Below are 23,276 nucleotides of genomic sequence, written 5' to 3'. Positions count from 1 at the left end.
GGAGCGCGCCCCCGTCAGGGGCGCGGGGAACTGCGCGACCAGCCACGACGAGCCCGCAGCCCGCGAGCGTCGGGCAGGGGCAACCCCTCACCGGAACAGCCGGCTGCCCCGGCGGCCCTCCGCTGCGCCGCGGATCAACCGTCCGTCTCGTAGACCGTAACCGATACGCCCCGCCGGACCAGCCGTTCCTCCACCAGCGGCTGGACGCGCTCCCAGCGGCCACCGGCCAGTCCGCAGCCGATCCGGGGCATGTGCACCGAGGCGCCCAGCTCCCGCGCCTTGTCGCCGACCAGGCCGAGCGCGGTGTCGATTGCCTCGTAGCGGACCGGTACGCCCTTGCTGCCCCGGCGGATGCCGCGCTGGCCGACCATGTTGGCCACCCATACGTAGCGGTCGACCTGTACGAACTGGACGGCGCCGAGCCCGAAGTCGTTGTGTGCCCGCTCCCGGTGCCAGCGTCGGAAGGCGGCTTCGGGCTCCGGCCAGCGGCGGGAGAGAGCCAGGACAAAGCCCTTGCCCCAGCCGCCCAGGTCGTTGCAGACGTGCGCGATGATCTTCACGCCCTTGCCCTGCGGCGAGGTCGCGTCCCCCCGTACGATCTCCAGCTGCGCCATGCACCGGACACTAGCCCGCCGCACTGACAACGGTTCGGTCCGTCAGCCCCGCGCGCCCATGGCCGACGGCCGGCTGGCACCGTGGTGGTCAAGGGTGGGCAGGCTGCTCGGTCTGCGTTCGCTTGGGGCTGTCGGCGAGTTTGAGCCAGACGACGCCGACGATGATCACAGTGAGCCAGAAGGCCTTGACCGGGGTGAGGGTCTCGCTGAAGAAGACGGGGCCGAGCAGTGCGGCTCCGACGGCGCCGATGCCGGCCCAGACGGCGTAGCCGATGCCTACGTCGATGGTGCGTAGGGCGAGACTCAGGGCGAAGAGCGTCAGCAGGAAGAAGACGACCGCGACGAGCGACCAGGAGAGCACGGTGAAGCCTTGGCTGCCCCCCACGGAGAGGGCGTAGCCGACCTCGAACGCTCCGGCGAGGAGGAGTACGAGCCATGCTCGTGCCCGGTCGCTGTGGGCGGTGACGTTCTTGTGGGCGGTGGCGGTGTCGCTGGACATGTGAGTTTCTTTCTCGTGAACTATTTCGGCGGGCCGGCGTGGTGCGGGGGTGGTGCCCTGAGGCATCACGCTGCTCCGCTGAGTTGGAGGCCGACGACTCCGGTGATGACGGCGGCGATGCCGAGGAGCTTGCGCCAGTCGAGACGCTGGCCGAAGAGAAGGGCGCCGAGGACGACGATCCCGACGCCGGCGACGGAGGTCCAGATCGCGTAGCCGACGCCGACGTCGAAGGTGAGAAGCGCCAGGCTGAGGAGGTAGGTGGCGATGCCGCCGCTGAGCAGTGTGGCAGTGGTCCAGGCAGGCCGGGTGAAGCCCTGGGCCTTGCCGGCGGCGATGGCGACGGTGATCTCGAAGACGACGGCGATGCCGAGGTGGAGCCAGTGCATGGCGGGTATCCTTTTGTCGAGGTGAGACACAAGTTGTCGAGGTGAGTTATCAGTTGAAGTCGGAGCGGTGCAGGTCGAGGTACCGGGTGAAAGGGACCAGCCCTCGCTCCACGGCGAGGTGCCGGGCCGTCGCCGCGAGGGGCAGTTGGCCGGTTTCGTAGCCGGCCCGGTAGTCGAAGCCCCACTCGGCGGCGGTATCGCGATCCACGGCGAAGCAGACGGCGGCGATGCCGTACGAGGCGGCGACGCGGTAGCACAGGGCGCAGGGTTCGCCCGTCGCAAGCAGCGTGACTCCCTCCAGCCTGGAGCGGCCACGGGCCTGGACGGCTTTGCGGATGGCGACGATCTCTGCGTGGGCGGTGGGGTCGCCGGTCTCGCGGACGAGGTTCACGCCGGGGTCGGAAACCCACCCGTCGTCGGCGACGAGCAGTCCGACGAAGGGAATCCCGCCGGACTCGACATGGCGGACGCTGATCTCCACGGCGTCGGCCATCAGGGCCTGGAGCCGGGTCGTGTCCGCGGTCATGCGGCGGACGTTTCGTGCAGGGCTCGGCGGATCACGCCTTCGGTGGCGACGCCTTCGATGCGCCGGGTGCCGATGATGATCGTGGGTACGACGCCGATGTCCATCCGCACCGACTCGGCCAGCGCCTGCCGGTGTCGCTCGGCGTACTCCTGATCGTCGAGGGCTGCGGTGTAGCCGGCCGGGTCGAGCCCGGCCTCCTCGGCCAGCCGGGCCAGGACCACGCGGTCCCCGATGTCGAGGTTCTCGCGGAAGAACGCCGTCATCACACGACGGTGGTAGACATCGGCCCGGTTCTGCTCCAAGGCGTACTGGGCGCCACGGAAGGCCAGCTCGGTGTAGGGCTGCGGCGAGATGGTCGGCAACCGCATCGGCACCTCGTGGCGGCGTGCCATCGGGTACACGGCACGCTGCCAGATGTCGGGCAGGTACGGGTCCTCGGGCCGAAGAGTGGGCGCCGGCCGGGGACGAAGCTCGTGAGCGTGGTGGACGACCTCGACATCGGGCCGGTCGCTGATCGCGCGCTCGATCAGCTCGTCGGCGATCAGGCAGAACGGGCAGACATAGTCCGACCACACATGGATCTGAGCAGTCATGGCGACCTCCGGTTCCACGGGGCACCCCTGGTGGGCGCCGCCCCCGGATCGTGGAACTTCACACCGGTGTCAACTGCAAGAATGGGAGCCGGCGGACAGCCTCAGGAGGTCTCATGCGCATCGGTGAGCTGGCGGATGCGAGTGGCGTCAGCACCCGGTCACTGCGGTACTACGAGGAGCAGGGGCTCATCCGCTCCGAGCGTACGCCCGGCGGATGGCGCGACTTCGACAGCTCCATGATCGAGCGGGTCGTCATGATCCAGCATCTGTTCGCTGCCGGCCTGTGCAGCGCCACCATCAACGAACTGCTCCCATGTCTGGAGGCGCCGCCCGAGGAGCGCACAGGCGTCATGGAACAGTTGCTCGCCCAGGAGATCGAGCGTCTCGAGACCAAGCGACGCGACCTCGACCGCGAACTCGACACCCTCCAGGCGCTCCGCAAGGAAACGGCCTTGTCCGGCGAAGTCCCGTGATCACCGAAACCAGCTCAGCAGCCGCACTCCGTATCCCGACTCACGGGGACAACCTGGACGTCAAGTCGAAGCTCACCCTCATGGGACACGGACACCACTGAGTAGGGCCAAGCGCTCAAATGCCTGCCCGGTCCTGTGATACAGGATCCGTCATGTCCTTCACACATGTGCTGGCGGTCGCCCCGGTGACCGATATCGATGCCGCCGTGACCTGGTACGAACGGTTCTTCGGCAGGCCCGCCGATACGAGGCCGATGGCGGGGCTCGCCGACTGGCACGTCACCTCCTGCGGCTGGGTGCAGGTCTTCCAGTCCCCCGAGCACGCGGGCAGCACTCTCCTCAACCTTGCCGTCGAGGATCTCGACCGGACGCTGCAGGACCTCGCCGAGCGCGGCGTCACGACGGTGGGCGAGATCCAGCCGGGCGCACAGCAGGTGAGGTTCGCCGCGGTGCACGACCCGGACGGCAACCGGATCACGCTGATCGAGAACCCCGTCGCGTAGCGGAGCGCCCGAGCGGGACGAGTTGCACCTGAGTGCGTCGGTTTTCAGGCGACTACTGCGTCGCCCCGCGTACAGGAGTGAGCGGATTCGGGGTACGACCCGTCCAGCGGTGGAGGACGGCGCGTCCCGTCTGCTTGGTGACGCCGTTCTCCTCAACGGTGCCGGATTCCGCGACGTAGTAGCGCCCGTCGCCGACGGAGACCAGGCCGTACTCGCCGGGGCCCTGCCAGCCCCGCACGCCCGTGGTCGGGTCGTACAGGCCCTGCCGCGCGAGGGTCAGCAACTCGCCCTGCTCCGGCTCGGGTTGGCCGCGCACCGGGCCGCGCACGGCGGGCTTCGTACCGTCGACGGTGAAGAGGGAGTAGTTGGGGAAGCCCGGCTTCTTCCCCTCGTACACCGCCATCTGCCAGTTGCGGGAGGCGGCGTCGTACTCCAGGTTCTGTACGCCGTAGGTGGTGTTGCCGGTGTACGCGAAGTACTTGCCGTCTGTGTGCGCCGGGCCGCTGGTGTGCGGCGCCGACTCACTGAGGGGGCGCTCGTACTTCTTCCACCGGCTCACGTCGTACTGCAGCAGGACCTGGTGGTCGTTGTCGGAGCGCGTGGTGTTGGAGTAGACGCCGTAGGCGACGGTCAGCAGGGGGGCGTCGCGCTTGCCGCCGCGTCCGCCGAGGTCCGGCCCGAAAGCGAGGCCGTCGATGCCGCTGCACCCGTAACGATGGTCGCGGGTTTTGGCGGTGTCGCCGTCGAAGACCCCGTTGCCGTCCATGTCGGCGGTGTAGTCCTCGACGACTTCCTTGAGGTAGACCGTCGAGACGATGTCGCTGGTCTGGGCGTCGATGCCCATCCGGTCGATGCGGTCGGCGTCGAAGGCCGCGATGTAGAAGGACTCGGCATCCTTGTACTCCAGGGAGCCGTAGACCCTGCCGTCACGCTCGTTGAAGTCCAGATCACCCAGGTGGCCGGTGAACCCGACGACGGAGCCGACCGGGTTGCCGCGCAGGTCCGTCTTGACCAAGAGGTTGGTGAAGGAGAAGTACATGTATCCGCCCTTGCGGTCCAGGGCCATGCCCTGGACGTGCCCGGCGTCCCACGCCCCGCCGTCAATGACCGCCGGCAACCGTTTCCCTCCACGGACCTTCACCTCCGCGGCGGCGTCAGCAGCCGCGGTCTGCGGTATCAGAACCGACCCCAGCAGCGTGGCCACCAGCGCAGCACCCGCAACCACGGCGGCGCGCCCGCGCCCGGCCCGCCCGGTCGCCCTCTCCTGCATCTTCATCCCGTCCCGCCCTTCCCCAGTTCCTTGAACACCGCCGCCCCCACCCCGTTCCAACAGGGCAGCTGTCCCCGGGACGGGCAGACCACCGATCACTGCAACACCAGCGGTCATTCTGAGGCTCTGCCGTGAACGCGGGGAAGGCTTACGGGTACATGAAGGCGAAGATCGCGTGCGTCGGACGGGGGCATTGCTCTTAGCTGTGGGTCAGGGCTTCTTGCACCCGCCTGTCGATTAGGTGCGTCCAAAGATGCTCGTCGTGGGGCCGGTTGGGCGGGTTCTGGTGGTCTGGTTCATGTCCGGCGGGTGGCGGTGGTCTGCTCGCGGAGGATGTCGTTGTGGCCGGCGTGGCGGGCGAATTCCTGGATCATCAGTAGGTAGATCCATCGCAGGCTGATGGTGCCGAAGACAGGGTGCTGCCGGGTGGCGTCGAGGTCGATGTCCGCGGCGATTGTTCGTGCGCGGTTGCCGGCACGCTCGAATTCGGCGATTACGTCGGCGACCGTTTCGTGGTCGCTGACCACGAAACTGGCCTCGCCCACCATCGCACCGTCGCATTCGGATTCCGGCAGACCTCCCAAGATGTGCTGGAACCACTTCCTTTCCGCGAATGCAGCATGTTTGACCAGCCCGATCGACGTCGTCATGGACGGGACCAGACGTCGGCGGGCCTCAGTTTCAGACAGGCCGCGCACCGTGTCGATCAGTTCGGCCCGAGTGTGGTCCAGCAGATATTCGAGCAGCTTGCGCTCGGGGCCGTCGGTGATACGAGTCGGGTCGTTCATGTCAGGTGTTTCCTTTCGTGGACAGGTAGACGCGTGGGAGCTTTCGTGTTTCCGGCCGAACGGCCGCATGAAGGCGAGGCGATGTCGCACGGCTTTGATGTGGCGGGCTATGACACCGCAGCATCCAGCGAGCCGACCAGCAGGCGGAGTTGGGTGAGTCGAGTCGATCGGTTCGGTGCCGAACGCGAATCGGATGCCGACCGGGATTCCCGCCGAGAGGGGTGTCGGCGACGACGAGACCGGCATCTCTCCGAACTATGCGTCCGGGCTGCCGCAGAGGTCCCGCTAGCCGCAATCTAGCTCGGCAGCCGACATGAGTCCATCCCGGTAACCGGACACAGCGGCCAGGGGGACGCGCCCCGAAGGGGCGCGGGGAACTGCTCCCCCAGCCTCCGGCCGGGAGGTGCCCCCACCAACCACAAGCAACCCGCAGCCCGCAAACGCCGGACAGGGGCACCCCCTCACCGCAACAACGGAAGCCCGGACGGCTAGGCCACCAGCAGAGCCATGTCCCAGTCCATCGTGGTGCCCCCCTCCGCGTACGCGGCAAGCGCGAGGGCCGTACCCGCGGCGCCCTCCAGGAAGGCGGGGACGTCGGTGCCCTGGGGGGCGCTGGTGAGGGAGGCGCGGAAGCCGAAGCGGTACTCGGGACGGAACCGGGACAGCGTGCGGGCTGCCATGTCGTCGACGAGGTCGGTGAGCCGCTTGTCGCCGATGGACTCGTTCAGTACGGCGAACAGATGCATCAGCCCCGCCCAGCCGTGGCACCCGTTGGGGTCATCGATGCCCCAACTCTCCGGATCGGTGGTCAGGAACGGCAGCAGGGAGCGGTGGGCCAGTCCGAGCCACTCGGCACGGTCGAGGGCGAGGCCCGCGAGTTGTACCGCGCGGGAGACGCCCGGGGCGCCGTAACACCAGGACGGGCGCTGGCGCGGCAGTGGGGCGCCCGGTCCGGCCACCCATTGTTCGAGGGTCAGATGCGGAGGCCAGAGTGGTCCGCCGTCGCTCTCGTGCGTCCACTGCTGGAGGAGGTCGACAAGTCGCTCGATGGCCTCGCGCTGCCCGTCGACGACCGCGCCCTGTTGCCAGGCGAGCGAGAGCAGGGCGAGCGGCCCCGCGACGCCGTGCGAGAGCCCGAGGTTGAGGTGCCCGTCGGGCATCTCGACCTCCTGCCCCAGCTTGGGCGCTGCCCACGTCCACCAACGGGGCACCTGATGGCCCCGGTGGGCGATCTCGCCGTGCGCCATGTGTGTCAGGTAGGTCAGGACGAGCCGCAGCTCCTCCTCGCACTGCTCCCGGCGCGCCAGCAGGTAGCGGCCGATGCCGCTCATGCCGCGTACCACCTCGAACTCGCCGTTGGTCGTCGCCGGGGTGTCACGGACTTCCGGAAGCGCACGGTGGATCAGCCGGCGCTGATGCTCGTCGAGCCGATCGAGGGCGGAGCGGTAGCCGCCGGTGGCACGGTAGGCGACGAGGACGGCGAAGGCGACGGCGCCCGGGCCGGTGTAGATGCCACCCGGGGCGTGGGCGGTGGCAGCCGTGGCCCGCATTGCCCGTACCAGGTAGGCGTGCGCTCGCGCGGCGTCGTCGGGGCCGGGGGTGCCGCGCCCTGTGAACGCCAGGGACACTCCCGGATAGCCGCTGGAGAGGGCCAGATCCTGCCAGAGGGGCTCGCGCAGGCTGATGTGCGAGGCGTCGCCCGGAATACGGGTGTCGGCGGCGGTGGCCTCCGGGTCGGCGAGCCGGCCGAAGACCTGCGCGGCCACGTCCCGGGCCTCGTCCGCGTGACGCGGGGCGGTCATCCGGTCTCCTTCCCGTCCTGGATGTGGGCCAGGCGGCCCTGGTGGTCACGGGCGACACCGCGCAGCACGGCGTAGCCGGTGTCCTCGCCGGTTCTGTCGATGCCGAGCAGGCGGTTGTGCTGCATATGCAGCAGCGCCATGACGGCTTCGGCATGCTGTTCCGTACCGGGCGCCCGCCCTCCGTCGGACAGCAGCAGCGCACCGTATTTCCCGGTCTCCGGCGTGCTGCTCCACAGGGCCGCGAGGAGGGCGCCCAGTACGGGGGCCGCGCTCTGCGCCGTACGTCCGGGCACGATCAGCGATGTGGCCTGCTCCTGGTACGTGCGGTAGGCCGCGTGCGCCGGCCCCTTGGGCAGGGCGCGGCTGATCCAGGCCGACCAGTCCCAGCCGCCGAGTGACTCCAGCAGCAGTGCGTGGTTGACGGCCGCGAGCACGGGCGCCGGCAGGGCCAGGGCGCCCCTCGCCCGCATTCTGAGCTGGGCGAGTGCCGACTGGCTGTCCACGCAGAACATCCGCTCCGCGTGGGCGAGTGCTTCGGGCCCGCCGTAGCGGTCGGTTTCCGGCCGGTAGGTGTCGAGGACCATGCCCTTGATCAGCCCTGTCTCCTGCCAGTTCCGGCTCACCGCGGCGAGCCGGGGCAGGACCCTGGTCCGCAGGGCTGCGGCCTCGCCGTGCAGACGGAGACGGATATGGGGTTCGGGATCGCGGTACCGGAGGAAGTGCCAGCTGCGCAGCTCGTCTTCGACCTCGCGTACGAGTGTGGGGAGGGCGGCGTGCAGCAACTCGTCGTGCGTGTCCTGAGCCGCGTAGAACTTGGCGTAGAGCCAGCCCTCACCCGGCAGATGCGCGGCGGTGTGGTCCGTGGGCCGGGGCGCGGGCACCGGGCGGCGCGGTCGGCGGGCGGTCTCCTCGCGCTGACCCGGCGCGGTGGACCGGGCGAACGGGATGACGACTTCGGCGCAGTGTCCGCCGGACCAGCCCAATTCGCGTCCGCCGTCGGTGAGGTCCTCCATGATCGCCAGGGAGCCGCCTGCGCGGACCTCCTGGCGGAACACCTCCCGCCGCCAGGGGTCCGTGAGGTCCACCCGGTACATACGGTCCCACCTGGCGAGGTTCACCTCGTCGGGTACGCGGTAGCGCTCCCGCCACGCCGCGACCGCGCCCTCCCACCCGGATGTGCCGTCCGCCGCCTCGCGCAGGTGCCGGTCGGGGATCCAGCGCCGGGGGAAGATCGTGACGCGGCCGTACGTGATACGGGGGAGGTAGGGCAGCCCCTCAAGTCCGCACCAATTCCAGCCGGTCCACGTTCTGGCCTTGCCGTAGGCGAGTTCCACCAGCAGCCGGGCGACGGGCGGTGCCTCCCTGTCGAGAGCCAGCATGTGCGGTACGACGGGCAGTACCTCGCGTCCGTCACTCGGCAGGGTGAGCCGTAGTCCGGAGGGCCCCGTCGTGACGAGGAGTTGCCGCCAGTCCAGTGTGCCGGGCGCGTTCCGGTCGGCGTACACGCCCACCGGTATCCGGTGCGGCAACAGGCGCGGCACCTGCGCCATGTTGAGGCCCCGCACCGTGTGCGGCCGGTACACCACCTGCGCCGGGACCGTCTCGGCGTCGCCGAGGCCGGCCAGCAGTGACGCCAGTTCGCCTTCCATCCCGACGAGTTCGGCGAATCGCCCGACAGTCGCCCCGGCGACCCAGGAACCCGGATACGCCGGGGACAGGAGCCGGAAGTCGCCGCGGTCGATGGCCTGTTCGCTCTCGGCCAGCAGCTGGAAACACAGTTCCAGCGACCTCGGCGGGGGCACGGCCGTGTCGGCCGTCCGCCAGGCGGCCAGCCTCTCGACGAGGGCGGGGGTGAGCCGGACCTCGTCGTCCCCGCTCAGCAGTGCCTCCTGCACCAGGTCATATGTGAGGAGACGGCGTTCCTTGGGCAGTTGATCCGGTTCCTGAAGCCCTGTGGAGCCGCCGTCGGCACGCTCGCCGTAGCCGGGCGGGAAGCCGATGCCCCGGTGCCGGTCGACAAGTTGGCCCAGTGGGACCACGCCGCCGGTGCCGTACGCCTCCAGGAACCGGTCCCGGTACGTACGCATATGGGCGTGCGTCTGCCAGTGCCCGGAAAGCTCCCACATGGCGGAGGCGTAGCGGGCCGCCTCGTCGGTCACCGACCGCGAGATCCGCACGTCGGCGTCCATCCGCAGATCGACGTGGACGGGCGGCCTGGCAGCGGTGCCCTCGGGGTCGGTCAGCCGCATGAGGCTGCACCACGCCGCACGGCCCTCGCCGGGCTGCGTCTCGGCGTAGGCGGCCAACGCCGCGCGTACGGACGCGAGTTCCGTTGCCGCTTCCGGTACGGGGGTAACCGCTGCCGCGATGCGGTCGTAGAGCGCGTCGTCCAGATCCTGCGGGGTGATGGAGGTCAACAGAAAGCCGTGCCGGACAAGTTGGAACAGCGCGGCGTCCACCTGGTCGGCAGAGAGGCGGGGGAAGGAGGTGGACGCCTGCTCCAGGAGGCCGGCGTAGCCGACGGGCCGCGCCGCCCGCTCGCACACCCAGGCCACCAGGGCGGTGTTGCGGACGGAGGCCTCACTGCTCTTGCCGGGACTGCTCTTGCCGGGGACGACGAGCCGCTCGCCCCGTGTTCGGCACAGATCGCTCAGCACGACGTCGACGCCGTGGCGTACCTCGGGCAGTTCGAGCCAATCGGTGACGCGCCGCGTCAGCCAGTCCGCGTCCAGCCGTACCGTCTTCTCGCCGGGGCCGGACACCCTCACCTGTGTGCTGTCCGCCGCCCGGGCGGGTGCGACACCCGCGAAGAGCCCGAAGGGCGTCGGCCTGGTCTCGGCTCGCAGCGCGTACCGGGAGAGGGCGAGCGCGGTACGGCGCAGCCGCTTGGCCCCGAGGTCGGCCCCCGTGTCGAGCCGGTCGAGGGAGTTGGCGAGGCTGCCGCTGGCGATGTGCAACGCCTCGCGGAGCAGCGGGTCGGCAGCGGCCTCGCGCACCTGCGCGGCGGAGTCGCCGAGCGGACGGCCACCCGGACCGGTGCGGGGAATCGCCGTGATGCGTACGAACAGGGGGTCCTGCGGCGTGAAGTGATCGTCCCGCACGTGCTCCGGCTCCTCTTCGATCCCGAGAACTGGCACGAACCCGCGTGGGGCGGGGCGCCCCGCCCCACGCGGGCGATGGGACGGTTACGCGCAGCAGAGGTTGCAGGGCGACCCGTATGTGCTGGGCGAGGTGTAGCCCCCGGACGCGAACGCGGGGCCCTCGCCCTCGGTCTCCGAGATCTGGATGTCGAGGTCCAGTTCGGCGAGGTCGGTGGTGTCTTCCAGCAGAAGGTCGGTGCTCATGTGACTCCTCCCGTTCAGTGGCTCGCCGACGTCGGGTGGACGCGGGCGAAACATGTGGTCCTGGTCGAACCAGTCGGGAGCATATGCATGGCCAAAGCTGAACAGCGCGTGTCTGTATGGAAGTTGACCGGATTTGGCGTTACCTCACACCGCAACGGAGACGCTTTTCACGGCTATGCCTCCTATGTGGTGCCCGGGTGCTCCGGCGGAAAGATGTGCCTCGTGTGGTGCTGCCCCAACGTCGATTTCACGCCATGATCACGGAGGTTCGGTGGCGTCGCATCGAGGTGGCTGAGGTACGCGGTACGGGTCGCGGATCTCCCGGGCGCAGCGGTCGGCGGATGTGCGAAATGTTTGGGACATGTTGAGAAATCCCGGGATCGGCCTTGCTCTCTCAAGATCACGGTGCATCAATGGGACCGACTTCCGGAAGCTGACTTGCCATCAGTTCGGGGTGCGCACCCACCCCCACCCCCACCCCCACATGAAGGCGGACTTCATGAGACACGGCAGATTCGCAGCAGGTACAGCCCTGGGCATCGGTGCCGCCCTCGCCGGCACTCTCGCGCTGGCACCCAGCGCCTACGCGGTGGAGCCGCAGACCGCCACCATCTCCTTCGACTGCGGAACCTGGGGTTCGGGCGAGGCCACGCTCGAGGCAACCCAGAACGGCACCGCCGCGACCATCACGGTCGCCACCGACGCGGTCACCGCCCCCATCGACCTTGCGGCCGGCTCCGTCTCCTCGACGCTCACCCTGAGCAAGAACGGCACCGACACCGCGGAGTTCACCGGCAGCGCCAACCCGGCCCTCCCGGCCGGCAGCCCCGTCTCCAGCGGCCCGCTCAACGGTACGGTCGCCTCCGGCGACGCTTTGGAGGCCAAGTCGCTGAAGGTCACTGTCCTGGGCGTCACCGCGACCTGCAACGCGACCTCGGCGCAGGCTCCCGGGGCGTTTGTCTTCGACTGAGCGCCGACGTCTTCGACTGAGCGTCGACCAGTCACGCGGCGGCCTCTTGGCGTCCCCCGGCACGTTCCCGGCACCGGGTTTCCGGTGCCGGGTCTCCGGTGCCGGGGCGATGATGCGGCGAAGGGCGTGCCGCCCGATTCCCCGGTCCCGTCCGGCCCCCTCGCTCCACCCGGTGCGCCTGCACGGTCGCCCGCGCCGCTGGCGTCGCCGGTTCGCGTAAATAATCGCTTGCCAGCCGGACCGTTGTTCAGAATCCTGCGCATCGTGACCGACATACCCGAGCGTTGGAGCCAGGCCAGCGTCTACCCCGACATGTGGGCGGACCCCGACAAGGACCCCCGCAACAACGACCAGCCAAGCCCGGACGGTGAGTTGGCGACGCTGCGGGAGTACCTGACGGACTACCGACTGACCCTGCGGATGAAGTGCGAGGGGTTGAACCCTGAGCAACTGGCGCGCCGTTCGGTTCCCCCGTCGACCATGTCCTTGCTGGGTCTGGTCCGCCATCTCGCCGAGGTGGAGCGGGACTGGCGCAACTGGATCGTGCCGGAGGACCCGGCGCCCAGGCTGTACGGCGAAAAGGACGGCGACTTCGAAGGAGCCCGTCCGGAGCAGGAGCTGGTCGACAGCGCCTTCGCCGATCTCGCCCGCGAACAGGCGGCAACCGACGCTGCGTTGGCCGAGTATTCGGATCTGGGCGCGCGTCTGGCTCACGACAACACCTCCATCCGGGAGCTGTGGGTCCACCGGGTCGAGGAGTACGCCCGCCACTGCGGACATGCGGATCTGCTGCGCGAATGCGTTGACGGTCGGGTGGGGCAGTAGGGGTTGCGGGCTGAGCCGTGTCCTGCGGATCTCGCCCCGCTGTGGTGTTCCGATGAGGGGGTGCCTCGGTCTGCCGCTTGCGGGCTGCGGGATTGTTTTGGTTGCTCGCGCAGTTCCCCGCGCCCCTGACGGGGCGCCGCAGCTCCTCATCCCGAGGACGCAAGACCGGCCATCCATCACTCGGCAGGGCCCGGGGCGCTGTCCCGAGTGAATGCCCACAGTGCGAGCGCGAGGCAGCTGAAGGTGGCGCCCAGTATGCATACGGCGCCCCAACCGGCCGCCGTGTAGAGGGAAGTCGCGGTGATGGCGCCGGTGGCGCTGCCGATGGAGTAGAAGACCATGTATCCGCCGATCAGTCGGCTGCCCGCGTCGGGATGGAGTGCGTAGATCAGGGTCTGGTTGGTGACATGGACCGCCTGTACGGCGAGGTCGAGAAGGATCACCCCGACGACCAGTGCCCACAGCGAGCTGCGTGTGAAGGCCAGGGGCAGCCATGAGGCCGCGAGCAGTGCGAGGGCGATGCCGGTGGTCCGCCGGGAGAGTCCGCGATCGTTCAGCCGGCCCGCCACGGACGCGGCCAGGGCGCCGACGACTCCGATCAGCCCCAGCGCCCCGATCGCGCTGTGGGACAGGAAGTACGGGGCCTCGCTGAGCGGCAGCGCGACGCTGCTCCACAGAGTGCTGAAGGCGGCGAAGATCAGCAGGCCGAACAGAGCCCGGAGCCGCAGCAGTCGTTCCCGTGCGAACAGGGTGACTGTGGAGCGCAGGAGCTGCCCGTAGCGCAAGGTCGTCCGCGGAGCGGCACCGTGGCGCGGCAGCACCCGGTGCAGGACCAGGGCGAGCAGCGCGGTGAGCGACGCCGAGGCGAGGTAGACGGAGCGCCAGCCCGCGAGATCGGCCATGAGGCCGGACGCGGTGCGGGCGAGCAGGATCCCGATGACCACGCCGCTGGTGACCAGACCGACGACCCGTCCGCGCCCGGCGGGAGGGGCCAGTGATGCCGCGAAGGCCACCAGCGTCTGCGTGACGACGGCGAGCAGCCCCGTCGCCGCCATGCCCGCGAGCAGGATCGCCGCCGTGTGGGCGGTCGCTGTCACGGCCAGCGCCGTCACCAGGAGCAGCAACTGGGCCACGATGAGCCGTCTGCGGTCGGCCACGTCGCCCAGCGGTACGAGGAAAAAGAGCCCGAGCCCGTATCCGACATGGGTGAGGGTGACCACGCTGCCGACAAGTGCCGGGCTCATGGCGAGGTCGTGGCCCATGGTCACCAGGAGCGGCTGGGAGAAGTAGACGTTGGCCACCGCCGCCCCGCAGGCGACGGCGAACAGTATGACGACACCACGGGACAGGACGAACGCGGGATCTTCCCCGTTCCAGGCCTCGGTCCGTCGCGTCACAGCCTCACCGTTGCCGGGCATCGCACTTCCCCCGTATCTGGTTTCATCTTGCTACCAATGGCGGACGGCGACGGTAGCCTGCGTTGGTAGCATGTTGCAACCAGTACGAGAGAGGGAGTGGCGCCATGGTGACCAGGACGCGCTTCGACGACAGCGAATGCCCCGTCGCCCGGTCGGTGGACGCGATCGGCGACTGGTGGTCCCTGCTGATCGTGCGGGACGCCTTCGACGGAAGCCGGCGCTTCGGGGAGTTCCAGCGCAGCCTCGGAGTGGCGAAGAACATCCTCACCGCGCGGCTGCGCACCCTGGTCGCCGGCGGTGTCCTCGAATCAGTCCCCGCCTCCGACGGCAGCGCCTACCGCGAGTACGTACTGACTCCGAAGGGCGAGGCGCTCTTCCCCGTCATCGTCGCCCTGCGGCAGTGGGGCGAACAGAACTTCTTCGCCCCCGGCGAGCCACACTCCGAGTTGGTAGACCGCCGCCAGGGACACCCCCTCCGCGCACTGGAAGTACGGTCCGCGGACGGACGACGGCTGAACCCCGAAGACACCACCGTCCACAAGGTCTCCACCCAGTGATCTGAGCGGACACCCGGCCCCGACACCGGCTCTGCTGAAACTGACGGAGGCGTAGCCCTCACGAAGGGCGGTCGGCGTCAGTCGCAGGGGTGTTCGGCGCGGCGGCCTCCAGGTCTGCGATGCTTCCCGACATGATCGTCCGTACGTGCTCGGTGATGTGCTCGGCAGGCCAGTTCCACCAGGCCACCGCCAGCAGCCGGTCGATGTCCCGGTCGTTGTAGCGGGTGCGGATGAGGCGGGCCGGATTGCCGCCGACAATGCCGTAGTCGGGTATGTCGCCGGCGACAACGGCGCCGGAGCCGATGATCGCGCCGTTCCCGATGCGTACGCCCGGCAGCACCGTCGTGCCATGGCCGAACCAGACGTCGTGGCCGACAACGGTGTCCCCACGGCTCGGCAGGCCGGTGAGCAGGTCGAAGTGTTCCGACCAGGAGCCACCCATGGTGGGGAAGGGAAAGGTCGAGGGGCCGTCCATCCGGTGGTTGGCGCCGTTCATGATGAACCGCACACCCGTGCCGATCGCGCAGAACTTGCCGATGATCAGCTTCTCCGGCCCGTAGTGGTAGAGCACGTTACGCGTTTCGAACGCGGTCGCATCGTCCGGGTCGTCGTAGTAGGAATACTCCCCGACTTCGATCAGTTGGGACTTCACCAGCGGCTTCAGCAGCACCACCCGCGGCTGCTCGGGCATCGGGTGGAGGACCGTCGGGTCGGCGGGCGCAGGCATGGCGAGCAATTCCTCAGTGGTCGAGTTGTCGGTATAGGCCCATGATCCCGGTACGGAGCGGTCCACGACACGGATTTCCCCCTGGGCGGTCCACCGGCTACGGAGCAAGGCCGGCGCCGCGCCGAGCACCACCGTGCCGAACGCCTTCCTCACCGGTGACTGGGGGAGGAGTTGCGCAGCGGTGCCGTCGAGCTCATCGCGGACCCCGAGCCGGACCGCGAGCCGGACCCCACCCGGACCCCGGGCCGGAGCGGCGTCCCGCACGGGCCAACCCCGGTGTGGGCACACGTGTTTGTTAGACTCGGCGCATGCATCTCTACTTCCTCTGACCGGGCCCGCCGGCTCCGCCCTCATCTGACGTGTGAGGCGCCGGGAGCCGCGATGTCGCCTGCGGCCCGCTCCGTTCTCCTTTGCCGGGGCCCGGCCGCCGTCAGACGGAGGCTCGCTCACACCCTCCTCGCAGCGTTCGTTCGCGCCAGGGGTGACGTGTGCCTTCTTCCGGAGCCCGGAACACCCGGAGGAACAGACCTTGACTGCCCTTACCCTGCCTGCCCGCGCCCGTGCCCAGCTGACCTGCGCCGATGTCCGCGTCGAGCGCGGAGGCCGCACCGTACTCAACGACGTCGAGATGAAGGTCGCGCCCGGATCGCGCTGGGGCGTCGTCGGCGAGAACGGACGCGGTAAGTCCACACTGCTGCACGTACTCGCGGGCACCCTCGCCCCGGACACCGGGAGCGTGCACCGCACCGGCACTCTCGCACTGGCCGAGCAGGAGATGCCGGCCGAGGACGCGCGTACCGTCGGCGACTTCATCGACGAGCATCTCGCCGACGCCCGCGCGGCGCTCGGCGAACTCGATGCCTCCGCCGAAGCCCTCGCCGACGGCCGCCCAGGGGCCGACCGGGCCTACGCCCACGCCCTGGAGGCGGCGCAGGCGCTGGACGCCTGGGACGCCGACCGCCGCGTCGATGTCGCGCTCGCGGGGCTCGGCGCGGTCAGCGACCGCTCCCGCCCGCTCACCACGCTCTCCGTCGGTCAGCGCTACCGCGTCCGGCTGGCCTGTCTGCTGGGAGGCGAGTACGACTTCCTGCTGCTCGACGAGCCGACCAACCATCTCGACCTCGCCGGGCTCGAATTCCTCACCGCGCGGCTGCGGGCCCACTCCGGCGGCGTCGTCGTGGTCAGCCACGACCGCGCGCTGCTGGCCGACGTGGCCACGACCGTCCTCGATCTCGATCCGACGCGGGATGGCCGCCCCGCCGTCCACGGCGGCGGATACGCCGGCTACCGCGAGGGCCGGGAAGCCGAACTCGCCCGCTGGGAAGCGGAGTACGAACAGCAGCAGGCCGAGCACGCCCGGCTCACGCAGGCACTGTCCGAAGCCCAGAACCGCCTCAGCACCGGGTGGCGCCCACCCAAGGGCACCGGCAAGCACCAGCGGGCCACCCGCGCCGGGGCGCTGGTCCGCTCCGTTCGGCGGCGCCAGGACGACCTGGAGCAGCACAAGGTCACCGCGCCTGTGCCGCCCCAGCGGTTCCGCATGCCGGCACTCCCCGCCCGGCCCGGCGTCGTACTGCTGCGCGCGGACCAAGTGACCGTGGACGGCCGATTGCGCCGGCCGGTCAGCCTGGCGCTGCACTCCGGCGACCGGCTGGCCGTCACCGGGCCCAACGGGGCGGGAAAGTCCACACTGCTGTCCGTACTGGCGAACGCGGAAGGGCTGGTCCCGAGCGCGGGCCAGGTGCACCGGGCACGCAACGCGCGGGTGCGGCTCCTCGGACAGGAGTCGCCGCGCGCTTCGCTTCAGCGGGCCCGCCGGCTGTACGAGGCGCATACGGCGCGGCTGGTCAGCACGGGTGCGCTGGCCGCGGACGAGGTGGTCGGGCTCGGGGCGCTGGGCCTGCTGCTCACCCCGCGCGACGCCGACAAGCCCGTCGCCGAGCTGTCCATGGGGCAACAGCGCCGACTGGAACTGGCGTTGGTGCTGGCTGCCCGCCCCCATGTGCTGCTGCTCGACGAGCCGACCAACCACCTGTCGATCACCCTGGTCGACGAACTCACCGAGGCGCTTCAGGCGACCGACGCGGCGGTGGTACTGGCCACGCACGACCGGCAGTTGCGGCGCGACGTCAACTCCTGGCCACGCCTGGACCTGGCGGCTCCCATGAGGGAGGCGACGGTGTACGCGTAGCGAGGGAACGCGGCTTTGGCGACGCTGCGTGGCTCGGCTCCCTCCTGACGCGGCTATTGCTTCTCCCGTGTGCCACGAGCGAGGAGGCCGCCGGCCGCTCCGCGCGGAGCGGCCGGCGGAAGCCGCGTAGGGCGACGACGTAGGCCGGAACGCACCCCCTCGGCGGGGTCGCCGGTCTGTCGTTATCGTGCTGCGGTGACTGGCTCTGCGCAGTGGCCGCTGCTGTTTCTCGATGTCGACGGACCGCTCATTCCCTTTGGCGCGGCACCGGAGCAGTATCCGACCTTCGCGGCGGGCGTCGAGCTGCCCGCTGCTGCCGCGAACCCCCTCGTGACCAGGATCGATCCCGAGCACGGGACCCGGCTGGCTGCCCTGCCGTGCGAGGTGGTCTGGGCCACGACATGGATGGCTGACGCGAACGAGTGCATCGCGCCCCTGCTCGGTCTGCCGGAACTGCCCATGGTCGGCTGGCCCGAGCCGTCCGCCATCGACGACCAGGACGAACGCGACGGACTGCACTGGAAGACCCGCGCTCTCGTCGACTGGGCCGCGGGGCGGCCGTTCGCCTGGGTGGACGACGAGATCACCGACACCGACCGGTCCTGGGTCGCCGCCAACCACCCAGGACACGCCCTGCTCCACCGCGTCGATCCCCGCCTCGGTCTGACCGACGGCGACTACGCGGCCCTGGACTTCTGGCTGCGGCAGTCCTTTTGACACGCGCCGCTCAGCGAACACGTTTCGCCGGTGGCGATAGCCGGTTCCCGGTGTGCAGCCGCAGGCCTACGGTGACCGCATGGACTCACCGATCACGGGCACGGCCGCTGGTGTGCCGTTCACCGCGCTGCCGCCGGCCCATAACGGCGCCGCGCCGCTGATCGTCACCTGGCACATGTTGGACGCGCCGAGGTCGGACGCGGCGTTCGCTGCCGCGTTGCCGATGCACGGGCTGCCCGCGTGGCGGGTGCACCTCGGCATGCCGATGTGCGGGGCACGCATGGTCGACGGCAGCATGGACGCTGGCTTGGAGTTGATGCGCCAGGACGCCCTGATGTCCTTTCTGTACCCGTTCGTTCGGCAGGCGTCCGAGGAGTTTCCGGCCGCGCTGGAGTCGATCCGTGCGCAACTGCCCGTCGATGACGGCCCGATCGGCGTGCTCGGGGGCTCGCTGGGTGGGGCCGTCGCGCTGCGGGTCCTGGCCGACACCGAGATTCCGGTCTTCGCGGGCGCCGTCGTGAACGCCGCCGTTCGGATACGGTCCGTCGTCGACCTGTTCCCGGGCGACTACTCGTATGACGCCGAGTCCGAGAAGGCCGCCGACAGCCTGGACTTCGTCGCCCAAGCGGACACCATCGCCGGTCGTGCGCCGCTGATGGTCGTCAGCGGCGAGCTGGATCACCCCGGGCTGCGGGCCGACGCGTTGGACCTCGTCGACGCACTGGGGGAGCGGTCCGAACTGCTGTCGATCCCCGGGCTGGCACACCCGCTCGCCGACGAGCCCGGCATCGAGCCCGCACCCCAGCTCCCCCTGGCCGGCGAAGTGGACACCGCCCTGACCACCTGGTTCCACCGCCGCCTCGCCGACGCGGGCTAGGTCGTGCTTCGCAGGGGCGGACGCGCCCCGAAGGGGCGCGGGGAACTGCTCCCCTGGGGGTACCTCCCGGCCGGAGGCTGGGGGACTCCGGCCGGGAGGTGCCCCCAAAGCCACAACGCAACCCGCAGCCCGCAAGCGCCGAACAGGGGCACCCCCTCACCGGAACAACAGAGAAAACCGCGTGGTGCTGTCCTGCGCGGCAACATCGGATCGTCGACGCGGGCCGCCCTGCGTGCCGTGGGCGAGCTGACCGGCCGCCGCGCCGTCGCCATGTGCGCGCCGGCCCACCCGGAGGCGCCCCGGCCCACCCGGCTGCGCCGCGGCGTACGCGCCGCCGGGGTGGACGCCGAGGTCCCGGAGGTCGCGGACTTCTCGGCCGAGCCGGCCGAGCCGGCCGGGCCGGGTGTCATCGACGTCCTCGACACCGGTGTGCTCGGCGCCGACCTGCCCGACTGGGGCACCGTCGATGCCCGCGCGGGCCGCGCCGCCGTCGCCGCGATCGAGACCGCCACCCGCGCGGCCCTGGCAGGCGAGGTCACCGGCATCGTCACCGGACCGATCAACAAGGAGGCGATCTGGGAGGCGGGCTCGAAGCACCTCGGGCACACCGAGATGCTCGGCGAGCTGACCGGCGTCACCCGCCAGGACACCATGTTCGTCGTCCCGCAACACGGCCGTTGCCGGACACCACCTGCGGATCTTCTTCACCACCCGGCATGTGGCGCTGCGCAAGGCCCTCGACCAGCTGACCGCCGAGCGAGTACGCCGCTCCATCGACGAGGCGGTCACCGCGCTGCGCGTCTTCGGCACCGACCGGCCCCGCCTCGCCGTGGCCGCGGTCAACCCGCACGGCGGTGAGAACGGTGCCTTCGGCGACGAGGAGATCGAGCACATCGCGCCTGCCTGCGAAACAGCCCGCGCCGACGGGCTGGAGGTGACCGGCCCGGTGCCCGCCGACTCCGTCTTCCACCAGGGCCTCACCGGCCGCTACGACGGAGTGCTCTCGCACTTCCACGACCAGGGCCACATTCCGGCCAAGACCTACGACTTCGACGGCACCATCTCCGTCACCGCGGGCCTGCCGATCCTGCGTACCTCCGTCGACCACGGCACTGCCTTCGACATCGCAGGGACGGGCCGGGCCGACCACGCCACCATGCGCTCCGCCTACCGGGCCGCCGTGGACTACAGCCCGTTCGCCCAGGCCATCCGTGCCACCTATGGGTGAGCCGTCCGCCGTCCGCCCCGGCACCCGGGCCGTGCTGGGGGTGCGATCGTCGGCGATCCGGCGCATCGGCGTGCGCGTCGCACCACACGGAATACGATCTAAGAGGGCGTAGCCGGGTGCTGGGGTGCAGCGCGGTGTTAGGAATAAGTCATGAAGCTGCCTTTCCGCCGCACCCGCACCCGGCCGGAGCGCCCATCTGCCGGCTCCGGAGTGAAGGGGCGTTCGCTGCTGCGCATGCGCAGTGCGGCCGGTCAGGTGTTCCTGCTCCAGGTCGTGCTGGTGCTGCTGCTGGTCGCGGCCGCGGTGACGGCCCAGGTGGTGCAGGCGCAGCGGGACGGCGCGAGCCGGGCCCGGGAGAAGTCGGTCGCGGTGGCCCAGGCGTTCGCGCACGCCCCGGGCGTGGCGGAGGCGATGCAGGGCCCGGATCCGGCGAAGGTGCTGCAGCCGCGTGCCGAGGCGGCCCGTAAGGACGCCGGCGTCGACTTCATCGTGATCATGAACCGGAAGGGGATCCGGTACTCGCAGCCCGACCCGTCGCTGATCGGGAAGAAGTTCGTCGGCACCATCGAGCCTTCGCTCCGCGGCCGCACCACCGTGGAGACGGTCACCGGCCCGCTCACCGGCGGCGACACCGATGTCGTCCAGGCGGTGGTGCCGGTACGGGACTCCGACGGCAAAATCATCGGCATGTCGTCGGCGGGACTCGCCATCCGCAACGTCACCGGCATGATCAACCAGCAGCTTCCGATCATCCTCGGTGCGGGGGCCGCGGCCCTCGTGGCCGTCACCGGCGGGACCGCACTGGTCTCCAGACGACTGCTGCGGCAGACACGCGGCCTGGGGCCGGCGGAGATGACGCGGATGTACGAGCACCACGACGCCGTCCTGCACGCGGTACGGGAGGGCGTGCTCATCCTCGACTCCGACGGACGTCTCGTACTGGCCAACGACGAGGCGCGCCGCCTGCTGGAGCTGCCGCCGGGAACCGAGCGCCAACACGTGAGCGAGCTGGGTCTGGACGAGGGCATGGCACGGCTGCTGGCCTCGGGGAAGGCCGTCACCGACGAGGTGCTGCTGTCCGGGGACCGGCTGCTGGCGGTGAACATCCGCCCCACCTCCCCGCGCGGCGGGGAGCCGGGCAGCGTGGTGACGCTCCGCGACACCACCGAGCTGTCGGCCGTCTCGGGCCGCGCACAGGTGGCGCGGGAACGACTGAAACTGCTGTACGAGTCGGGCGTGCGGATCGGTACGACGCTGGACGTGGCGCGTACGGCCACCGAGCTGGCCACGGTGGCGGTGCCCGGCTTCGCCGACCTGGCAGCGGTCGACCTGCTCGACGAGGTCGTACGCGGCCAGGAGCCCGCTCCGCAGACGCAGCGCCGGGTGCGGCGGATGGCGGTCAGCGACGGGGCGACGGGCCTGCCGCTGTACGAGGTCGGGGAAGCGATCGTGTTCCGGCCGGGTTCGCCCCAGGCGCGGGCGCTCGATGCGGAGCGGGCGGTGCTGGAGCGGGATCTGCACCGGGCGGAGGAGTGGCTGCAGCACGACCCGGACCGGGCGCGGCGGACACTGGAGTTCGGCGTGCACTCGCTGATCACCGTCCCGCTGCGGGCCAGGGGCGTGATCCTGGGTATCGCGCACTTCTGGCGCCGCGGCGACTCGCCGGCCTTCGACGAGGACGATGTGTCCTTCTCCGAGGAGCTGGCGGCGCGGGCCGCGGTGGCCATCGACAACGCCCGCCGTTACACCCGCGAGCACGCGATGGCGGTCACCCTGCAACGCAGTCTGCTGCCCCGCGGACTGCCCGAGCACGCAGCACTGGAGGCCGCCTGGCGCTATGTGCCGGCCGAGGCGGGCGTGGGCGGCGACTGGTTCGACGTCATCCCGCTCTCCGGCGCACGTGTCGCGCTCGTCGTCGGCGACGTGGTCGGGCACGGACTGCACGCGGCCGCGACGATGGGCCGGCTGCGTACCGCCGTACACAACTTCTCCTCCCTCGATCTGCCGCCCGACGAACTGCTCGCCCACCTGGACGAACTGGTCGTCCGCATCGACGACGAGGACAGCCGCGCCGGCCTCGCGACCGGGCGGCAGTACGAGGAGGTGGCCGGGGCGACGTGTCTGTACGCCATCTACGACCCCGTCACCGGCTCCTGCACGCTGGCCCGCGCCGGACACCACTGCCCAGCCGTGGTGTACCCGGACGGCACCGTCGACTACGCGGAGGTACCCGCGTCGCCGCCGCTCGGCCTGGGCGGTCACCCGTTCGAGACCATGGAACTGCAGCTGCCCGAGGGCACGCGCCTCGTGCTGTACACCGACGGCCTGGTCGAGAGCCGGGACCGGGACATCGACACCGGTCTGGACATTCTGCGCGGGGTGCTGGAGGAGACGGCGGACAGCAGCCCGGAGGAGACCGCTCGCGCGGTAGCGGACAACGTCATGCCCGCGCACCCGTCCGACGACGTCGCGCTGCTGGTGGCCGGAACCCGACGGCTCGACCCGGCCCAGGTCGCCGAATGGCAGGTGGAGCCCGACCCCGCGGCCGTGGCGCCGGTACGGGCGGAATGCGCGGCGCGGCTGCGCGAGTGGGGCATGGAGGAGATCGGCCACACCACCGAACTGATCCTCAGTGAGCTGATCACCAACGCCATCCGCTACGGCCGCCCGCCGATCCAGGTCCGCCTCCTGCACGACGAGGGCAGCCTCATCTGCGAGGTCTCGGACGGCAGCGGAACCTCACCGCATCTGCGCCGCGCCTCCACCACGGACGAGGGCGGGCGCGGCCTCTTCCTCGTCGCCCAGTTCGCACAGCGCTGGGGCACCCGCTACATCCCGGGCGGCAAGGTCATCTGGACCGAACAGCATCTGCGCGGCGGCGCCTCCGCCCGCGCCGCCGAGCAACTGCCGGAGGACGCGCTGCTGGACCAGTTCGACGACGGGGCCTGGTGAGCTCCCAGGGCCCTCC

22 protein-coding genes and 1 pseudogene are annotated in these 23,276 nt (G+C 70.4%); 11 read left to right on the top strand and 12 right to left on the bottom strand.

Going from position 1 to position 23,276, the window contains the following annotated elements; translation table 11 throughout:
- Nucleotides 1-134: 134 nt before the first annotated feature.
- The 5 genes from ACQEU8_RS07180 to ACQEU8_RS07160 form a co-directional block, all read right to left on the bottom strand.
- On the bottom strand, nucleotides 135-614 hold the full coding sequence (locus ACQEU8_RS07180) for a macro domain-containing protein (RefSeq protein WP_433098007.1): 480 nt from the start codon (nucleotides 612-614) through the stop codon (nucleotides 135-137).
- An 88-nt stretch (nucleotides 615-702) separates the two neighbouring features.
- Nucleotides 703-1,113 (bottom strand): DMT family transporter, encoded by a 411-nt coding sequence (locus ACQEU8_RS07175; protein ID WP_433098005.1) that lies wholly within the window; start codon nucleotides 1,111-1,113, stop codon nucleotides 703-705.
- A 65-nt stretch (nucleotides 1,114-1,178) separates the two neighbouring features.
- Nucleotides 1,179-1,499, bottom strand: a complete 321-nt coding sequence (locus ACQEU8_RS07170) for a DMT family transporter (protein ID WP_433098003.1) — start codon at nucleotides 1,497-1,499, stop codon at nucleotides 1,179-1,181.
- A 49-nt stretch (nucleotides 1,500-1,548) separates the two neighbouring features.
- Nucleotides 1,549-2,025 carry a nucleoside deaminase gene (locus ACQEU8_RS07165; protein ID WP_433098001.1) on the bottom strand — a complete coding sequence of 159 codons (477 nt, stop codon included), beginning with the start codon at nucleotides 2,023-2,025 and terminating at the stop codon, nucleotides 1,549-1,551.
- Nucleotides 2,022-2,618, bottom strand: a complete 597-nt coding sequence (locus tag ACQEU8_RS07160) for a DsbA family oxidoreductase (protein ID WP_433097999.1) — start codon at nucleotides 2,616-2,618, stop codon at nucleotides 2,022-2,024. The genes ACQEU8_RS07165 and ACQEU8_RS07160 overlap by 4 nt, the downstream gene beginning before the upstream one ends.
- A 113-nt stretch (nucleotides 2,619-2,731) precedes the next feature.
- On the opposite strand from ACQEU8_RS07160, the gene ACQEU8_RS07155 reads away from it, so the two are divergent.
- Together ACQEU8_RS07155 and ACQEU8_RS07150 are read left to right on the top strand one after the other, a co-directional pair.
- Nucleotides 2,732-3,091, top strand: coding sequence for a MerR family transcriptional regulator (locus tag ACQEU8_RS07155; protein WP_433097997.1), 360 nt, complete (start codon nucleotides 2,732-2,734; stop codon nucleotides 3,089-3,091).
- Between the two features lie 152 nt (nucleotides 3,092-3,243).
- Entirely contained in the window at nucleotides 3,244-3,594 is a 351-nt protein-coding gene (locus tag ACQEU8_RS07150; RefSeq protein WP_433097993.1) for a VOC family protein, read from the top strand.
- Between the two features lie 52 nt (nucleotides 3,595-3,646).
- Here ACQEU8_RS07150 and ACQEU8_RS07145 read toward each other — a convergent pair whose 3' ends face one another.
- The 5 genes from ACQEU8_RS07145 to ACQEU8_RS07125 all read right to left on the bottom strand — a co-directional run bounded on the left by ACQEU8_RS07145 (nucleotide 3,647) and on the right by ACQEU8_RS07125 (nucleotide 10,798).
- Entirely contained in the window at nucleotides 3,647-4,864 is a 1,218-nt protein-coding gene (locus ACQEU8_RS07145) for a hypothetical protein (RefSeq protein ID WP_433102203.1), read from the bottom strand.
- Nucleotides 4,865-5,160: 296 nt separating this feature from the next.
- Complete coding sequence (locus ACQEU8_RS07140; protein WP_433097992.1) at nucleotides 5,161-5,652, bottom strand: DinB family protein; 492 nt, start codon at nucleotides 5,650-5,652, stop codon at nucleotides 5,161-5,163.
- 488 nt (nucleotides 5,653-6,140) lie between these two features.
- Nucleotides 6,141-7,454 carry a lanthionine synthetase C family protein gene (locus tag ACQEU8_RS07135; protein ID WP_433097990.1) on the bottom strand — a complete coding sequence of 438 codons (1,314 nt, stop codon included), beginning with the start codon at nucleotides 7,452-7,454 and terminating at the stop codon, nucleotides 6,141-6,143.
- Nucleotides 7,451-10,555: a lantibiotic dehydratase gene (locus ACQEU8_RS07130; RefSeq protein ID WP_433097988.1), complete on the bottom strand. Its 3,105-nt coding sequence runs from the start codon at nucleotides 10,553-10,555 to the stop codon at nucleotides 7,451-7,453. The genes ACQEU8_RS07135 and ACQEU8_RS07130 overlap by 4 nt, the downstream gene beginning before the upstream one ends.
- An 84-nt stretch (nucleotides 10,556-10,639) precedes the next feature.
- Nucleotides 10,640-10,798: an SCO0268 family class II lanthipeptide gene (locus ACQEU8_RS07125; protein WP_433097986.1), complete on the bottom strand. Its 159-nt coding sequence runs from the start codon at nucleotides 10,796-10,798 to the stop codon at nucleotides 10,640-10,642.
- A gap of 499 nt (nucleotides 10,799-11,297) precedes the next feature.
- Here ACQEU8_RS07125 and ACQEU8_RS07120 point away from each other — a divergent pair, with 499 nt between their 5' ends.
- Both ACQEU8_RS07120 and ACQEU8_RS07115 read left to right on the top strand, forming a co-directional pair.
- A complete protein-coding gene (locus ACQEU8_RS07120) occupies nucleotides 11,298-11,768 on the top strand; it encodes a hypothetical protein (RefSeq protein WP_433097984.1) in 471 nt (156 codons plus the stop codon).
- A gap of 264 nt (nucleotides 11,769-12,032) precedes the next feature.
- Nucleotides 12,033-12,593 (top strand): DinB family protein, encoded by a 561-nt coding sequence (locus ACQEU8_RS07115; protein WP_433097982.1) that lies wholly within the window; start codon nucleotides 12,033-12,035, stop codon nucleotides 12,591-12,593.
- Between the two features lie 176 nt (nucleotides 12,594-12,769).
- On the opposite strand, the gene ACQEU8_RS07110 is transcribed toward ACQEU8_RS07115, so the two are convergent.
- Nucleotides 12,770-14,011, bottom strand: a complete 1,242-nt coding sequence (locus tag ACQEU8_RS07110) for an MFS transporter (RefSeq protein WP_433097980.1) — start codon at nucleotides 14,009-14,011, stop codon at nucleotides 12,770-12,772.
- A 104-nt stretch (nucleotides 14,012-14,115) separates the two neighbouring features.
- On the opposite strand from ACQEU8_RS07110, the gene ACQEU8_RS07105 reads away from it, so the two are divergent.
- A complete protein-coding gene (locus ACQEU8_RS07105) occupies nucleotides 14,116-14,568 on the top strand; it encodes a winged helix-turn-helix transcriptional regulator (protein WP_433097978.1) in 453 nt (150 codons plus the stop codon).
- 58 nt (nucleotides 14,569-14,626) lie between these two features.
- Here ACQEU8_RS07105 and ACQEU8_RS07100 read toward each other — a convergent pair whose 3' ends face one another.
- Nucleotides 14,627-15,295: a CatB-related O-acetyltransferase gene (locus ACQEU8_RS07100; protein ID WP_433097976.1), complete on the bottom strand. Its 669-nt coding sequence runs from the start codon at nucleotides 15,293-15,295 to the stop codon at nucleotides 14,627-14,629.
- Nucleotides 15,296-15,824: 529 nt separating this feature from the next.
- Between ACQEU8_RS07100 and ACQEU8_RS07095 the strand changes: the two genes are divergently transcribed.
- The 6 genes and pseudogenes from ACQEU8_RS07095 to ACQEU8_RS07070 all read left to right on the top strand — a co-directional run bounded on the left by ACQEU8_RS07095 (nucleotide 15,825) and on the right by ACQEU8_RS07070 (nucleotide 23,260).
- Entirely contained in the window at nucleotides 15,825-17,486 is a 1,662-nt protein-coding gene (locus tag ACQEU8_RS07095) for an ABC-F family ATP-binding cassette domain-containing protein (protein WP_433097974.1), read from the top strand.
- 195 nt (nucleotides 17,487-17,681) lie between these two features.
- A complete protein-coding gene (locus ACQEU8_RS07090) occupies nucleotides 17,682-18,203 on the top strand; it encodes an HAD domain-containing protein (protein WP_433097972.1) in 522 nt (173 codons plus the stop codon).
- Between the two features lie 79 nt (nucleotides 18,204-18,282).
- The gene (locus ACQEU8_RS07085) at nucleotides 18,283-19,080 is read left to right on the top strand and encodes an alpha/beta hydrolase family protein (RefSeq protein ID WP_433097970.1); all 798 of its coding nucleotides are present in this window, start codon (nucleotides 18,283-18,285) and stop codon (nucleotides 19,078-19,080) included.
- 270 nt (nucleotides 19,081-19,350) lie between these two features.
- Nucleotides 19,351-19,686, top strand: a pseudogene (locus tag ACQEU8_RS07080) (4-hydroxythreonine-4-phosphate dehydrogenase PdxA); the annotation flags it as partial.
- Nucleotides 19,687-19,798: 112 nt separating this feature from the next.
- Entirely contained in the window at nucleotides 19,799-20,308 is a 510-nt protein-coding gene (locus ACQEU8_RS07075) for a PdxA family dehydrogenase (RefSeq protein WP_433097968.1), read from the top strand.
- A gap of 150 nt (nucleotides 20,309-20,458) precedes the next feature.
- Entirely contained in the window at nucleotides 20,459-23,260 is a 2,802-nt protein-coding gene (locus ACQEU8_RS07070) for a SpoIIE family protein phosphatase (RefSeq protein ID WP_433097966.1), read from the top strand.
- Nucleotides 23,261-23,276 lie beyond the last annotated feature (16 nt).

The organism is Streptomyces sp. CA-250714 (assembly GCF_050936705.1).
In the GTDB taxonomy this organism is placed as follows: domain Bacteria; phylum Actinomycetota; class Actinomycetes; order Streptomycetales; family Streptomycetaceae; genus Streptomyces.
This window is presented reverse-complemented; position numbering and strand designations above follow the sequence as displayed.